Here is a 14878-nt window from a genome sequence, read left to right as displayed (position 1 = left end):
CAGATCGGAACGACGCAGGGCGGCGGCGCGCGGCCGGCCCCTCGGCGCCATGCTGACCTTCGCGCTCGCCGTCTTCTTCCTGCTGATCACGCCTGGGCCCGGGGTGCTGACCACGGCCGGCGCCGGGGCGGCCTTCGGCTTCCGGGCCGGGCTGTCCTACATGTGGGGCGTGGTCTTCGGATCGCTGCTGGTCATGGCGGCGGTGGTGACCGGGCTGGCGGCGGTGGTCTTTGCCTATCCCCTGCTGCGCGGTGTCCTGCTGGCCGCCTCGCTGGCCTACCTGCTCTACGTCGCCTTTCGGGTCGCGACGGCGGGCGCCCGGGTCGGGATCATGGAGGCCGATCGGCCCCTCGGCTTTCTCAATGGCGCCACGCTCTCGGTGATCAACCCCAAGGCCTATGCGGTCATGACCACCTTGTTCAGCGGCTTCGCCTTCCATCCGGAGAGCCCGCTGCTGGAAATCGCCGGCAAGGTCGTGGTCTACACCGCCATCGCCACGCCGATCCACCTGATCTGGCTCTACGCCGGGACCAGCCTGAAGCGCCTGGCCCTGAGCCATGCCGCGGCCCGCCGGATCAACCTCGCCATGGCCCTGGCGATGCTTGCCGTGGTTGCCTTGGCCGCCTTCTCCTCGGATCTGCCGGCCCTTGCGGAGTGATAGGGTGAGCGACGCGGGACGTGACTTCCCCGGCCTCTCCCGCTAGTAAAAGCGCCCCAAGTGGATAGCGCGACATGTCAGAGCCCCTCAGGATCGCGGCGCAGAACCGCCGTGCCCGTCATGACTACCTCATCGAGAGCTCAATCGAGGCTGGCCTGATGCTGACGGGCTCGGAGGTCAAGGCCCTGCGCGCCGGCAAGGTCTCGATCAAGGAGGCCTACGCCCGCGAGCGGGAGGGCGAGATCTGGCTGATCAACGCGCATTTCTCGGAGTACGCGCCGGCCGCCCGCGAGGGCCACGAGCCCAAGCGGCCGCGCAAGCTCTTGCTCAAGCGGCGGGAGATCGCCCGGCTGATCGGCCAGATCCAGCGCGAGGGGGTCACCCTGGTGCCGCTGAAGATCTATTTCAACGACCGCGGCTTCGCCAAGTGCGAGCTCGGCATCGCCCGCGGCAAGAAAAAGGCCGACAAGCGCGAAACCGAGAAGCGCCGTGACTGGGAGCGCGAGAAGGCGCGCCTGCTGCGGGACAAGGGCTAGGCCCGGCCTGATCCTGAACGGATTTCCACGCAGTTGCCGTTTGCGCCCTGCGGGCTAAAGTCCTCCTCTTGGCGGGTTCGGCTCGGGCGCGCAGAGCGCGGCCATCGCAGAAGGCCGCAGGTCAAGCGTGGGGGCTCAAACTGGATGCGTAGCGGGGCGCAGGGTGTCGGACAGCGATAGCGCGGCTGCCGTTTTCCTGGATCTCGGGTCCAGGACCCCGAAGCGCTTCCTGCAGGGCACGCACCGCTCGCTGGCGCCGGATGAGACCCTGGCGCGCGCCGCTCCCTTTTTGCCCGGCATGGGAATCACACGGGTCGCCAACGTCACCGGGCTCGACCGGATCGGCGTTCCGGTCGTCATGGTGGTCCGCCCGAACGCCCGCTCGGTTTCGGTCTCGCAGGGGAAGGGGCTGTCCCTGGCCGCCGCGAAGGCTTCGGGTGTGATGGAGGCGATCGAGCTGCACCATGCCGAGCGGGTCGACAACCCGGTCGTCTTCGCCAGCCCGAGAGATCTGGCCGCCCGGCGCAGGGTGATCGATCTGGAGACCTTGCCACGTCCGCAAGGCAGCCGCCTCGACCGGGGCCGCAAGCTGCTCTGGGTCGAAGGGCAGGAGCTCTTTTCGGCAGCCGGGGTCTGTGTGCCCTACGAGCTCGTGTCCGCGGACTACACGCGGCAGCGCCCGCCGGGGGCCGGCACCTTTCTGGCGACCACCAACGGCTTGGCAAGCGGCAACGACATGGCGGAAGCGGTCTGCCACGGCCTGTGCGAGGTGATCGAACGCGAGGCGACTGCTGCGTGGTCGCTGCTGGGGCGCCGGGCGCGCATTGGCCGGCGGATCGACCCGGCGAGCATCGACCAGGAGGACTGCAAGGCGCTGCTCGAGACCTTCAGGCGAGCCGAGATCTCCTTCGCCGTCTGGGACACAACCACGGAGATCGGAATTGCCGCCTTCGAATGCCTGATCGCCGATGCCAGGGGCGAGGTCTTCCATTCCGCCCGGGGGGCCGGATGCCATCCGGACCGGGGCACCGCCCTGATCCGGGCGCTGACCGAGGCGGCTCAGGTGCGCGCAACCTACATTGCCGCCGCGCGCGACGACATGTCACCCGCCGAGTTCGAGAGCGAACGCCGACGCCGAAGGTCCGAATTGGCGCTCGGGCTGATCGCGGAAGGCCCGGCAGCGCGGGATTTCTCCAAGGTGCCGAGCCATGACGCGCCGAGCTTCGAGGAGGACATCGCTCACATCCTCGAATCGCTCGAAGCGGTCGGGTTGAAGGAAGTCGCCGTCGTGGATCTGACCAAGCCGGAGGTCGGCCTGCCCGTCGTGCGGGTCGTCGTCCCCGGATTGCGCTGCGGGACGGAGGAGGCGGCAGAGGAGGAGGCCGCGCCGCGGCCGCTGCGCCGCGGAGTCCCGGATCGCTCCGAGGCCTACGTCTTCGCCGGTCCGAGCTTGAACGCGTCCGAGATCGAGGACCGTTTCGCGATGACCGCCCTGCCCCCCGCGCGCCAAGGCGACGTGCTCTGGATCGCACAGGCGAAGCCCAGAGCGATCGGCATCGTCGACGGCTTTTTCGATGGAACGCCGGCCCCCTGGCACAAGGAAATCCTCTGGGCGATGCAGCAGGGCATCCATGTCTTCGGTGCGGGCAGCATGGGCGCGCTCCGGGCTTCCGAGCTATACGGCTTCGGGATGCGCGGCGTCGGCCGGATCTTCGAGGCCTTCCGGGACGGGGCGCTGGAGGACGACGACGAGGTCGCGGTTCTGCACGGCCCGCCTGAGATGGGCTTCCGGCCGCTGAGCGAGGCCATGATCTGCCTCCGCGAGGCGATTCGCAGGGCGGCCGAAGAGGGGATTCTCGGCGCGGAGGCCGCCGCGCTCCTGACCTCGATCGCCAAGGCCAGCTTTTATCAGGACCGCAGCTGGGACGGGCTCTTGGCCGAAGGACGTGCGCGCGGGCTTCCCGAAGAGGAGATCGCGGCGCTCGACTGCTGGCGGCGGCAGGCGAAGGTCGATCTCAAGCGCGACGACGCCCTCGAGATGCTGGGCGAGATGGCCCGCTTCCTCGCAGGCGACCCGCCGCCCTTCGAGCCCAAGTTCGAGCTTGAAAGCTCGGAGCTCTGGCTCAGCGCTCTCGACGAGGCAATGCTGGCTGGCCGATCCCCGGTCGACGCCGAGCTTGCACCCTGGCTTCTGGACGAAGCGCGCCTGGAGCCGGCGGACTACGGGGCCCTGCGGGACGCGGCCGCGCTTCGCCTTCTCGCGCTGCGCGAGGCCGAGCGCAAAGCCGACTCGGGGGCGGGTGACCCGCGGAAGGACGCCTTCGAGGCCTTTCGCCGGGCGCGCAGGCTTTTCAAGCTCAGCGACGTTCAGCGCTGGTGCCAGGAGAACGACCTCTCGCCGTCGGCGTTCGACCGCCTGATGGCGGAGGAAGGCAAGCGAAAAGGCTTGAGCCTTTCGTCCTGGCCGGGGCTCGAAGCGGAGATGCTGAACCAGCTTCGCCTGACCGGGCGCTATGCCGCGCTGGCGCAGCGCGCCCGTGAGAAGCGCGATCTGGTCCAGCAACTCGGCTACGAGGATCCGCGGCCCGAGGACGTCTTCTCGGGCAGCCTCCTCGACGATTCGGTCATCGATAGGGAGAAGCGGGTGCCGGCGCTGCTGCGCTGGTACTTCGGCACGCGGGTCGAGGGGCCCGTTCCCGAAGACCTGTCCGGCTTCGTGGAGGGACTCGGGCTGGGCAGTCTCGATGAATTCTATCGCCTGATAACCCGAGACTACCTATATTGGCGCCATGCCGGAGGGGGCGGAACTGGGGGGCGGAATCCCGATGCGAGCGGCGAGCCGGTGGAAGACCTAGTCGGCGATGTGGCGCGACATCCGAGACTTAAGAACTGAGGGCACCAGGTTCAGGCTTTTCCCTCAGGCCCCCTTCCTGGATCCCGGGGGCGAGCCCGAGACGGTCTGGGTGTCCTCCCCGGCCCGGAGCCTTGGACCCGGACCCTCCGATGACCGGATGTTCGTCGTCGATCCCGTGGGCAAGCCGCGGCCTTACGGCTTTCATCAAGGCGCCCGGGGCGACGTCCGCCTTTACCTCCCGCCGTGGAACGGCCAGACACAGCCGCCGGCCGAGCCGAGCCAACAGGGGCATTTTGATCACCTCGAACCCGGCACGCCACAGTTCGAGGCGGCGCACGCCTTCGGTGCCGTACGCTTCGTTCTCGATGTATGGGAGGGTTACTTTGGCCGTCCCGTCGAGTGGCACTTCGGGCGCGACCACGACCGGCTCGAGATCTCTCTCTTCCCGCACTTCGACAACGCCCAGGCGGGCTTCGGCTTCCTGGAGCTCGGGGCGGATCTCGGCGAGGACGGAAAGCTGCAGCCCTTCAGCTCGAACTTCGACATCATCGCCCATGAAGTCGGCCACCTGATCATCTACGCCGCGATCGGGATTCCCTACCCCGACACCGAGGTGGGCGAGTACTATGGATTCCACGAGTCCGCGGCCGATCTGGTCGCGCTCCTGTCGGTCCTGCACTTCGACTCTCTGGTCGACGGGCTGCTGGAGAACAGCCGGGGCAATCTCTACACCTACAATCGGCTCAATCGCTTCGGCGAGCTGTCGCAGAACGACCAGATCCGCCTGGCCAGCAACGCGGTGAAGCTCTCCGCCTTCGCCGAAGGCTGGTCGGACGAGCACGACCTTTCGGAACCCCTGACCGGGGCGATGTTCGACATCTTCGTCGACGTCTTCCACGAAGAACTCCTGGATCGGGAGCTGATCAGCGGAGAGGTCGAGGACCTGGCGGACCGGCTGGAACGTCACCCCGAAGGCGCAGATCTGATCCAGTCGTATTTCGACGAGGCCTATGCGGAGAACCCTGCGGGATTTCGCCGGGCCCTGCTGGATGCGCGCGACTATCTGGGCGTGGCCCTGGCCAGGACCTGGGGCCGTCTGCCGCCGCACCACCTGAACTACATCGACGTCGGCACGCTGCTGCTCGACGTCGATCGCAAGCTCAGCGGCGGCCGCTACGGGCGGATCATCAAGAAGAATTTCGGCTGGCGCGAGATCGACGCCGTCACCGTCGGTCCACGCCTCGCCCCGCCGGACGGGCGCAGCCATGCCTTCTCGGCCCGAACCTTGACGCCCGAAGACCAACCCGCGCGTCCCCGGCTTTCCTACCGCGAACGCTGGCGCTTGGCCCGGCAAGGCCGCTGACGGCGTGCCGAAAGGGCCGGGCCGGGCGGCCTGCCCACCCTCGCAGCCTCGGCCTCTCGGCTCACCTGAGCCCGGCCAATCTCAGGCCGTCGATAAAGATTTGCCGCTGAGGCGCGTCCTGTTTGTGTGGCGCGGCCTCGCCCCAATGGCCGATGGAGAAGTTCGGGTGAATTCTCAAGACCTCTTCGGCGTGCCGTCGCGCGTCCGCCCTGTTACCCAATAATGCGTGGCAGGCTGCCAGCAGACGGTGGGCTTCCGATTGATCCTGCATCCTGTGGAGCGCTTCGATCGCCTGCTCGTAGTCGCTGAGAATGAAGTGGGCGTCGGCCAGATGCCACAGATAGTCGTCCGGGTAGAGAGGATTGAGCCGCATCGCGCGCGCCAGGAGGTCGAGCGCGCGTTCGGCTTGGTCTGCATAGGCCAGCGCGTCGGCCATCTCCGAAAGGACATCGGCATCGTTCGCATTCAATGCGACCGCACGTTCGTAGGCGGCGAGGGATTCGGCGTGCCGCTTACCGTAGAGATAGGCGTAGCCGAGTTCCGCGAAGCCGCGCGCATCGTGGCTGTCGTGCAGCGTCGCGATCTTGGCCAGTGACAGAGCGCGATCCAGGGCCGACTCCGGCGATTCCGCCCAGGCATAGAAGGCGTCGAGGTTGAAGCTGCGCGACAAACCTGCGTAGCTCCGCCCGTATTCCGGATCGATCTTGATCGCCCGCTCGAAAAGGCGGCGGGCCTGCCGGTTGGCGTCCTTCTCGTACTTCAGGCTCAGTTCCTGGCCCCGAAGGTTCAGGCCGTAGACGAGCACGGCCGGCGGGTGGGCCGAGAGCCGACGGCGCTCCGCGTCACGGATTCGAACGGCGAGGCGCGCGGTGACGAGGTCCGCGACCTCATCCTGGAAGGCGAAGACGTCGCCGAGGTCGCCAAGGTGACGATCCGACCAGACAACATGCCCGGAAGCGGCCTCGGTCAGCGTCGCTTGGAAGCGAATCCGGCTCCCGCTCCTTTGCAGGGCGCCGGTCAGGAGATAGCGCACGCCGAGCCGCCGCCCGATCTCTGCATTCGCGACGTTTAGGTTTTTCAAGAGAAAGGCCGAGTGCCGGGCGATGACCAGCAGGTCGCGAAACCGCGAGAGGTTGGTGATGATGTCGCCGGCAATACCCTTGCAGAGGTGGCTGTCGCGCGGGTCGCCCGAAAGGTTGTCCAGGGGCAGGACGGCCACGGAGGCGTCGGTCAGCGGCGGCAAGGGGTGATGGTCGAGCGGCACGACTACCCTACCTGAGCGATCTGAAACATAGGCGAGCCTAGCACCGACCAATCCTAAGCGGATATCCAAGGCTTGCGCACAGTCGCTTTTCCAGGTGGCGATCGGGTATCGGAGATCGGGTGCCGTGCCGCGAAAGTCAACCTCGGGCATGGCTGGCGGCTTTCGTCGAGCCTCGAGCCAAGTTTCCGGAGTCTCGGACAGCAACCCATTGCGGAGTTCGGTCGAATACGGCTAAGTTTCGCCGCGAGCAATTGCTCCTGCGGGGGGACGATTCCTGCATGACAAGATCAGGTCTTGCTGCGCCCGGCGCGTTTAACGGCGGTCGTCCTGCGTGAATTGTGCCAGACCCTGGTTGCCGCGACGTGCCAGCGTGGCAACTTGAGATCCAAGGCAGGCATTCGTAACTGTCAGCTCTTCAAGGGGGAACGAAACTGTGGTCGAAACGCTACTCAGTCCGACAAACGTCTTGCTCTACGGCAGAGAACTCCAAGAGCTGAAAATCGATCAAGCGAAGCTCCCGGATCTGCGCAAGCCGGCGGCAAAGTCGTCGCAACAGGAAGGCTGCATGGGATCGGATCCGCCACCCCCACCGCCGCCGCAGCCGCCGCGATTGGGCGACAACAATTTCCTCGAGGCCCAGTTGAGGGCAGAGGGGGCGAGGCTGGCCCGTATTTACGCCTTCAGCTACGAGGGCCACTACTACGACTTGGCGAGACCGGCCTTGTTCCTCGTTCACGGTCCCGGAAGCGATCCCGAGGCGCCGCGACCCTCTCCTGATCTGCCGTACTCACGACTCGATCGAGCACCGGCCGATGCCGACCGAACCGGCGTGGCGAGCCAGGACCGTTCATTTTCCGACGATATGCGGGTGTGGTCCTACGACAAGGGCGACCACTCCATCCGGCTGGATCCCGATGCAGGCACTTTCGAAGAGATACTCCTTGAGTGCGAACTCCGGACCGACGGTCTCAAGGGCCATTTCAGTGGAAAGATGGCGCGGGCTACGGGTAGCCAAGGCAAGCCTTGGAGCGATTGACCCAGGGCAGTGAGTACAGGCTGCAGCGCATCTCGATTTGATCCGAGGTCTGCTACTCAAGCCCGGCTTTTCGCAGCCCCTCGATAAGTGCTTCCAGTTGGTGCATGCCGTCCTTAAATGGCGGGACGGTGACCCAATGGGCGATAGAGAAGTTTGGATGGATTCTCATGACCTCCTTGGCGTGATGGCGCGCCTGCTTCCCTTCGCCCAGATGGGCATAGCTCGCAGCGAGCAAACGGTGGGCTTCTGACTGATCTTGCATTTTGTGGAGTGTGTTTATCGTTTGCTCGTAGTCACCCAGTGAGAAATAGGCATCTCCGAGATGCCAAAGGTAGTCGTCCGGATAGCAGGGGTTCAGTCGCATCGCGCGTTTTAGAAGCTCGACGGCACGACGAGGCTCGTTCGAAAAAACCAGCGCATCACCCATGTCCGAGAGAATATCCGCGTCATTTGGGTTTAGTTCCGTTGCCCGCTCGTATGCGGCCAAGGATTCGTCATGACGCTTGCTATAGAGATAAGCATATCCCAACTCCGCGTAGCCACGCGCATCGAGGCTATCGTATGTGGTAGCGGTCTTGGCGAGTTCCACGGCTTTCGCGAGAGCCGAGACCGGTGAATCGACCCAAGCATAGAACGAATCAAGATTGAAGGTGCGCGAGAGACCGGCGTAGCTCCGGCCATAGTCCGGGTCGATCTCCACCGCTTGCTCGAAGAGGCGGCGGGCGTGCAGGTTGGCCTCCTTCTTGTACTTGAGGCTCATCTCCTGGCCGCGGAGGTTGAGGCCGTAGGCGAGGAGCTTCGGCGGGCTCGTGGCCAGACGGCGCTGCTCCGCGGCGCTGATCTGGATCGCCAGGCGCGCGGCGATGAGGTCCGTGACCTCGTCCTGGAAGGCGAAGATGTCGCCGAGGTCGCCGTTGTAGCGGTCCGACCAGACGACCTGGCCGGAGGCCGCGTCGGCGAGCTCGACCCGGAGCCGGATCTTGCTGCCGGCCCGCTGCAGGCCCCCCGTCAGGATATAGCGGACGCCCAGCATCTGCCCGATCTGCTCGTTCGCCAGGTCCTGGTTCTTGAACAGAAAGGCCGAGTGCCGGGCGATGACCAGCAGGTCCCTGAAGCGCGAGAGATTGGTGATGATGTCGCCGGTGATGCCGTCGCAGAGATGGCCGTCGCCCGGGTCGCCCGAAAGGTTCTCCAGCGGCAGGACCGCGACAGAGGCCTCGGTCGGCGGTGCGAGCGGCTGGTCCATCGATGGCAGAGGCGGGGTCTCGATCGAGCGCTGGCCGTTGATCTCGATCGCGAAGACCTCGACGGGATCGGCGATGTTCTTGAGCTGCTGGACGCCCAGCGACCGCAGGGAGATGCCGACGATGTCGTCGGCGCTGCGCTGGACGGCGCCGGAGATGCAGATGCCGCCCGGCCGCGCCATGGCCTGGAGGCGTGCGGCGATGTTGACGCTGTGACCCTGGATATTGGAATCACCGCCCAGCACCTCGCCGAAGTTTATCCCGACCCGAAAGGCGACCGGGCGGTCGTCGGCGTTCCAGACCGCGTCGTTTCGGAACTCCCGCTGGATCTCGATCGCGAAGCGCAGCGCCTGGCTCGAGCTTTCGAAGAGCGCGAGGACGCCGTCGCCCGAGGTCTGGACCACCCGGCCGCCGTAGTCCCCGATCAGCGACCGAATCAGAGAGATCGCGCTCGTCACCCGCTCGAAGGTCCCGACTTCGTCCTGGCTCATCAGTCGACTGTAGCCGTGCACGTCGGCACAGAGGATCGCGGACTGGATTCGATGCGGTTCTATGGTCGTCGAGGTCGGCATCGTCCCTGGGTGCCTGGCGTTTGCTTTGCCTTTACTTGCGCTTGGCCGCAGAAACCGTGCGACGTTCCCCGGTCTGATCCGGCTCGTTTCTGGTTTCCTTCGTTGTACCGCACGGCCGGCGTCGAGTCCGTGAGTCCTGCCACCCAAATCCCAAGCGCCCGATCGCCGGCAGAGGATAGGAGGAACTTTGTCCTATTCGCACAGGAGAGGGAAGCACCATAAATCCCTTCGCCGCTGACCTTCTTATCTTATTGGATTCCGCGCAAGACCTCTGCAAGTGAAGCTGTCCCGAGGGGCATTCGGACCTGCCGCTTCCTCCTCGCCCGCGTTGCTCCGCGCTCCCTCAGTCGGAGAGCGGCCCCGCTCGCGGGCCGGCTGTTCTCCTCAAGGGCCGAGATTTCCGCCAGCGGGAGGCTGGCCTCGCCGCGGCTCAGCAATTAGGCCTATCCAACGTCCAATTCATCACCCATTTGGGGTGTGTCGCGGGAGCCTGCTGAAAAGGGGCAGCCCTGGCCTTCGGACCGGAAGCGCCGAAACCCGGGGATGTGCCGGATGACCTTGGCTCAAGGCCCCTGCCGGAGTTCGGCAACCTGCCCGAGAAGCGACTCGAAGACCGCCTCGAACATGGCCGTGGTCAGTCGGCCGGTATTGGTGTTGTAGCGCGAGCAATGGTAGCTGTCGGCGAGCAGAAGCCCGCCCCCGGTCTCCAGTCGGTGGAGCGCGCCGTGGGCGAAGCGGTAGGCGCTCTTCTTGAAGCCGAGGGCTTGCAGGACGCTGCCGTGGGCGACGGCGCCGAGGGCCAGGATCGCCCGCAGCCGGGGCAGGGCCTCGATCTCCGTCTTGAGGAAAGGCTGGCAGGTGCGGATTTCCTCGGTCGTCGGTTTGTTCTCCGGCGGCACGCAGCGCACCGCGTTTGTCACCCGGCAGCCGCGCAACTCGAGGCCGTCGTCGGGCCGGCGGTCGTAGCGGCCCCGGGCGAGACCGAACTTCTGGAGGGTGGCATAGAGCAGGTCGCCTGCGTAGTCGCCGGTGAAGGGGCGGCCGGTCTGGTTCGCCCCTTTAAGGCCGGGGGCCAGTCCGACAATGAGCAGGGACGCCTCGATGGGGCCGAAGGACGGCACCGGGGCGTTGTGGAACGCGGGATAGCGTTCGCCGTTGTCCTGCCGGAAGGCCACCAGCCGCGGACAGCGTCCGCAATCGGCCGGCGGCCGGGCCGGTTCCGGAAAGCGCATGGCCGAACCGCCTGGTCAGGCGGTGCCGGTCTCGTAGTACTCGTCGTCCAGGTCGTCGTCGATCTCGGCCTCGTCGACCTCCTCGACGGCGGTCTCACGCGGGCCACGGCCGCGCCGGTAGCCGCGGTCGTCGCCGCCGGCGTGCTGCCGGGAGACCCGGTCTTCGAGGTCGGCGATGTCGACGAAGGAATCAGCCTGACGGCGCAGCTCGTCGGCCACCATGGGCGGCTGTGACCGGATGGTCGAGACCACCGTGACGCGCACGCCCTTGCGCTGCACCGCCTCGACCAGGCTGCGGAAGTCTCCGTCGCCTGAAAAGATCACGACGTGGCTGACGTGCTCGGCCATCTCCATGACGTCGACCGCCAGCTCGATATCCATGTTACCCTTGATCTTGCGGCGTCCCGAGGCGTCCGTGAACTCTTTGGTCGGCTTGGTGACCATGCTGTAACCGTTGTAGTCGAGCCAATCGATCAGGGGGCGGATCGGCGAATATTCCTGGTCTTCGACCAGGGCCGTATAATAGAACGCGCGGACCAGGGTGCACTGCTGCGCGAAGAGCTCGAGCAGGCGCTTGTAATCGACGTCGAAGCCCAGGGAGCGTGCCGTCGCGTAGAGGTTTGCGCCGTCAATGAAGAGAGCGACCCGTTCCTGCGGGTAGAAATGCATATCGGTCCTTCCTAATAAGCCAGCCAGCCTAAGCCAATAGATATAAAACAATAGATGCCGAAGACTTCCTAGAAATCACATGAGGAACCGGCATCCTGTTTCTCGAACTTAATGATTAAAGTCTTTCTCGCAAGGATTTATCAGTGGCGGACAGGGATTTTGTCCTGATCGGACTCGGCGCTAATCTGGATCACCCGGAGCATGGCGGACCGAAGGAGACCCTCGAGGCGGCGCTGGGCCGCCTGGAGGAGGCGGCGCTTCGGATCCTGGCCCGGTCGCGCTGGTACCGCAGCGCCCCGGTGCCCGCATCGGATCAGCCCTGGTTCGTGAACGGGGTCGCGGCGGTGGAGACCGTCCTGGAACCGGCCGCGCTCCTGGCCCGCCTGCACGCCCTGGAGGCGGACTTCGGGCGCCGGCGGGCGGTCCGCAACGCGGCGCGGACCCTGGACCTCGACCTGCTCGACTACCGGGGACGGGTCAGCCCCTCCGGGGCGCTGCCCGAGCTGCCGCATCCGCGTCTGGCCGGGCGCGCCTTCGTGCTCCTGCCCCTGGCCGAAGTGGCGCCCGGCTGGCGCCATCCGGTCTCCGGCCTGGGGCTGAAGGCCCTGATTGCTCGGCTGCCCGCCGACCAGCAAACCGTGGTCCTCGAATAGCTGCCAGGAAGGCGAGAAAAAGCTGTCGGAATCCCAGGGATTCCGCGCTTCAAGACGCTTGCTTGCAGGGAATGGGCTTTCTATATTTCAGATTCCCCGCTCATCTGAGCTTGCTGTAGAACACGTGACGTAGGTGGAGCTTCGCGGCCATGGCGCGCGTTACCGTAGAAGACTGTGTTATTCGAGTCCCGAACCGCTTCGAGCTGGTGATGCTGGCTGCGCAGCGGGCCCGCGACATTCAAGCGGGATCGCCGCTTTCGGTCGAACGAGACAACGACAAGAACCCGGTCGTGGCGCTGCGAGAGATCGCGGACGACACGATCGAGCGTGATCAGCTCATGGAGTCCCTGGTCGTCGGTCAGCAGAAGCACGTCGAGTTGGACGAGCCCGAGGAGGACCAGCCTGAGTTCGATGCCCTGGAGGGCGAACTGATGGCCCAGGCGGCCGCCCAAGGCGGCATGCTCCAGGAGCCGGTGGCCCCGCGAGAGAGCGATACCGAGATCGCGGCGGCGCCCCCGGAGACCGACAACCCGGAGGAGGTTTGATCCGGCGGCCGGCGCTCCTCTCCCCACTGCAGGGCTCGCCGTGCCGTAGGCAACAAGGACTAGCAGGTCCCGCGGCGGCACGACATGATCCGGCAGTTTGAGCTTGTCGAAAAAGTCAAATCCTACGACCCCGGTGCCGACGAGGGGCTGCTGAACCGGGCCTACGTCTTCGCGATGAAGGCCCACGGCAGCCAGACCCGCGCCTCCGGCGATCCCTATTTCTCTCACCCGCTCGAGGTCGCCGGCATTCTGACGGACCTCAAGCTGGACAGCGCCTCGATCGCGACCGCCCTGCTGCACGACATCGTGGAGGACACCGAGGCCTCGCTCTCGGACGTCGAGATGCTGTTCGGCCCGGACATCGCCCGCCTGGTCGATGGCGTGACCAAGCTCACCCGCCTCGAGCTGCAGTCCGAGCAGACCAAGCATGCGGAAAACTTCCGCAAGCTCCTGCTGGCCATGTCGGAAGACATCCGGGTCCTGCTGGTCAAGCTGGCGGATCGCCTGCACAACATGCAGACCCTGCATTTCGTCAAGAACCCGGACAAGCGCCGGCGCATCGCCCGCGAAACCATGGACATCTACGCGCCGCTGGCCGAGCGGATCGGCATGCAGCGCTTCAAGGACGAGCTGCAGGACCTCGCCTTCGCCGTACTCAACTCGGATGCCCGGGACTCGATCCTCGCGCGGCTGAACTTCCTGCGCGAGCAGGGCGGCGATCTGCTGGAGCGGGTCCGCGAGCAGCTGGCCCGCGACTTGGAGGAAGGCGGGGTCAAGGCCAAGGTCTCCGGGCGGCTCAAGTCGCCCTACTCGATCTGGCGCAAGATGGAGCAGCGCAACCTCAGCTTCGAGCAGCTCGCCGATACCGTCGCCTTTCGGGTGGTCGTGCCGACGGTCGGCGACTGCTATCACGCCCTGGGGATCTTGCACAGCCGCTATCCGACGGTGCCGGGCCGCTTCAAGGACTACATCTCGACGCCGAAGCCCAACGGCTATCGTTCGCTGCATACCGGCCTCATCGGACCCGAGCAGCAGCGCATCGAGATCCAGATCCGGACCCGCGAGATGCACGAGATCGCGGAGTTCGGCGTCGCCGCGCACTGGAAGTACAAGCAGGGCGCGCCGATGGTCGACGGCCGTCAGTACCGCTGGGTGAGGGAGCTGCTCGACATCCTGGACCACGCCTCCAATCCCGAAGAGTTCCTCGAGCATACCAAGCTCGAGATGTTCCAGGACCAGGTCTTCTGCTTCACCCCCAAGGGCGATCTGATCGCCCTGCCGAGCGGCGCGACCCCGCTGGACTTCGCTTACGCCGTGCACTCCGAGGTCGGCGACACCTGCGTCGGCGCCAAGGTCAACGGCCGCATGGTGCCGCTGCGCACGCGGCTGGCCAATGGTGACCAGGTCCAGATCGTCACCTCCAAGGCCCAGACCCCCTCGCCCGACTGGGAGAAGTTCGCGGTTACCGGCAAGGCCCGGGCAAGGATCCGCCGCTTCGTCCGTGCCCGGGAGCGGGAGCAGTACGTCGAGCTCGGCCGCAACATGCTGGAGAAGGCCTTTCGCCAGGAGGGCCAGGACCTGACCGAGAAGGCCCTGAAGGGCGGCCTGAAGAAGCTCAAGGCGGACTCGATCCAGGACCTCCATTTCTCCGTCGGCACCGGCCACACCTCCGCCACGGAAGTGGTGCGCGCGGTCTATCCCGAGTCCAAGGAGCGCAGCGGCTGGCGCAAGGTGGTGTCGATCGGCCGGGCGAAAGGCAAGCGCGACAAGGCCAAGGACAGCGCGATCCCGATCAAGGGCCTGATTCCGGGAATGGCGCTGCACTACGCGCACTGCTGCCATCCGCTGCCGGGCGACCGCATCGTCGGGATCGTCACCACCGGCAAGGGAGTCACCGTCCACACCATCGACTGCGACACCCTTCAGACCTTCGCCGAGACGCCGGAGCGCTGGGTCGATCTCGCCTGGGACGTCGACGGCTCTTCGGTGCCATTCCTCGGCCGGCTGAACGTCGTGGTGGCTAACGAGCCGGGCAGCCTTGGCAATCTGTCCACGGTGATCGGCAAGAACGACGGCAACATCTCGAACCTCAAGATCACCAACCGCTCGATCGACTTCTTCGAGATGCTGATTGACGTCGAGGTAAAGGATCTGAAGCATCTGACCGATATCATGGCCGCCCTGCGGGCGATGTCGGTGATAACCTCCGTCGAACGGGCGCGGTCCTGACCGATGCCGCAGGCTGTGCAAGT

12 protein-coding genes are annotated in these 14878 nt (G+C 65.9%); 8 read left to right on the top strand and 4 right to left on the bottom strand.

Going from position 1 to position 14878, the window contains the following annotated elements:
* Window positions 1-49 precede the first annotated feature (49 nt).
* The 4 genes from QNJ30_16655 (at window position 50) to QNJ30_16640 (ending at window position 5411) form a co-directional block, all read left to right on the top strand.
* Complete coding sequence (locus tag QNJ30_16655; protein ID MDJ0945101.1) at window positions 50-658, top strand: LysE family transporter; 609 nt, start codon at window positions 50-52, stop codon at window positions 656-658.
* 74 nt (window positions 659-732) lie between these two features.
* Window positions 733-1194 (top strand): SsrA-binding protein SmpB, encoded by a 462-nt coding sequence (gene smpB, locus QNJ30_16650; protein MDJ0945100.1) that lies wholly within the window; start codon window positions 733-735, stop codon window positions 1192-1194.
* Between the two features lie 163 nt (window positions 1195-1357).
* Entirely contained in the window at window positions 1358-4087 is a 2730-nt protein-coding gene (locus QNJ30_16645; GenBank protein MDJ0945099.1) for a YcaO-like family protein, read from the top strand.
* 118 nt (window positions 4088-4205) lie between these two features.
* Window positions 4206-5411, top strand: coding sequence for a hypothetical protein (locus QNJ30_16640; GenBank protein MDJ0945098.1), 1206 nt, complete (start codon window positions 4206-4208; stop codon window positions 5409-5411).
* 61 nt (window positions 5412-5472) lie between these two features.
* On the opposite strand, the gene QNJ30_16635 is transcribed toward QNJ30_16640, so the two are convergent.
* Entirely contained in the window at window positions 5473-6675 is a 1203-nt protein-coding gene (locus QNJ30_16635; protein ID MDJ0945097.1) for a hypothetical protein, read from the bottom strand.
* 433 nt (window positions 6676-7108) lie between these two features.
* Here QNJ30_16635 and QNJ30_16630 point away from each other — a divergent pair, with 433 nt between their 5' ends.
* Window positions 7109-7711 carry a hypothetical protein gene (locus QNJ30_16630; protein MDJ0945096.1) on the top strand — a complete coding sequence of 201 codons (603 nt, stop codon included), beginning with the start codon at window positions 7109-7111 and terminating at the stop codon, window positions 7709-7711.
* Between the two features lie 52 nt (window positions 7712-7763).
* On the opposite strand, the gene QNJ30_16625 is transcribed toward QNJ30_16630, so the two are convergent.
* The 3 genes from QNJ30_16625 to QNJ30_16615 all read right to left on the bottom strand — a co-directional run bounded on the left by QNJ30_16625 (window position 7764) and on the right by QNJ30_16615 (window position 11428).
* Window positions 7764-9674, bottom strand: a complete 1911-nt coding sequence (locus tag QNJ30_16625; protein MDJ0945095.1) for an adenylate/guanylate cyclase domain-containing protein — start codon at window positions 9672-9674, stop codon at window positions 7764-7766.
* 416 nt (window positions 9675-10090) lie between these two features.
* Entirely contained in the window at window positions 10091-10759 is a 669-nt protein-coding gene (locus QNJ30_16620) for a uracil-DNA glycosylase (protein ID MDJ0945094.1), read from the bottom strand.
* A 15-nt stretch (window positions 10760-10774) separates the two neighbouring features.
* Window positions 10775-11428, bottom strand: a complete 654-nt coding sequence (locus tag QNJ30_16615; protein MDJ0945093.1) for an NYN domain-containing protein — start codon at window positions 11426-11428, stop codon at window positions 10775-10777.
* 143 nt (window positions 11429-11571) lie between these two features.
* Between QNJ30_16615 and folK the strand changes: the two genes are divergently transcribed.
* From folK to QNJ30_16600, 3 genes are all read left to right on the top strand, one after another.
* Window positions 11572-12081, top strand: coding sequence for a 2-amino-4-hydroxy-6-hydroxymethyldihydropteridine diphosphokinase (gene folK / locus QNJ30_16610; GenBank protein MDJ0945092.1), 510 nt, complete (start codon window positions 11572-11574; stop codon window positions 12079-12081).
* 149 nt (window positions 12082-12230) lie between these two features.
* Window positions 12231-12626 carry a DNA-directed RNA polymerase subunit omega gene (rpoZ, locus tag QNJ30_16605; protein MDJ0945091.1) on the top strand — a complete coding sequence of 132 codons (396 nt, stop codon included), beginning with the start codon at window positions 12231-12233 and terminating at the stop codon, window positions 12624-12626.
* Between the two features lie 84 nt (window positions 12627-12710).
* Window positions 12711-14855 (top strand): bifunctional (p)ppGpp synthetase/guanosine-3',5'-bis(diphosphate) 3'-pyrophosphohydrolase, encoded by a 2145-nt coding sequence (locus QNJ30_16600; GenBank protein ID MDJ0945090.1) that lies wholly within the window; start codon window positions 12711-12713, stop codon window positions 14853-14855.
* Window positions 14856-14878 lie beyond the last annotated feature (23 nt).

This window comes from Kiloniellales bacterium, from assembly GCA_030066685.1.
Taxonomy (GTDB): Bacteria; Pseudomonadota; Alphaproteobacteria; order Kiloniellales; family JAKSBE01; genus JAKSBE01.
Note: the sequence above shows the minus strand (reverse complement) of the source record. Positions and strands in the feature narration are given on the sequence as shown.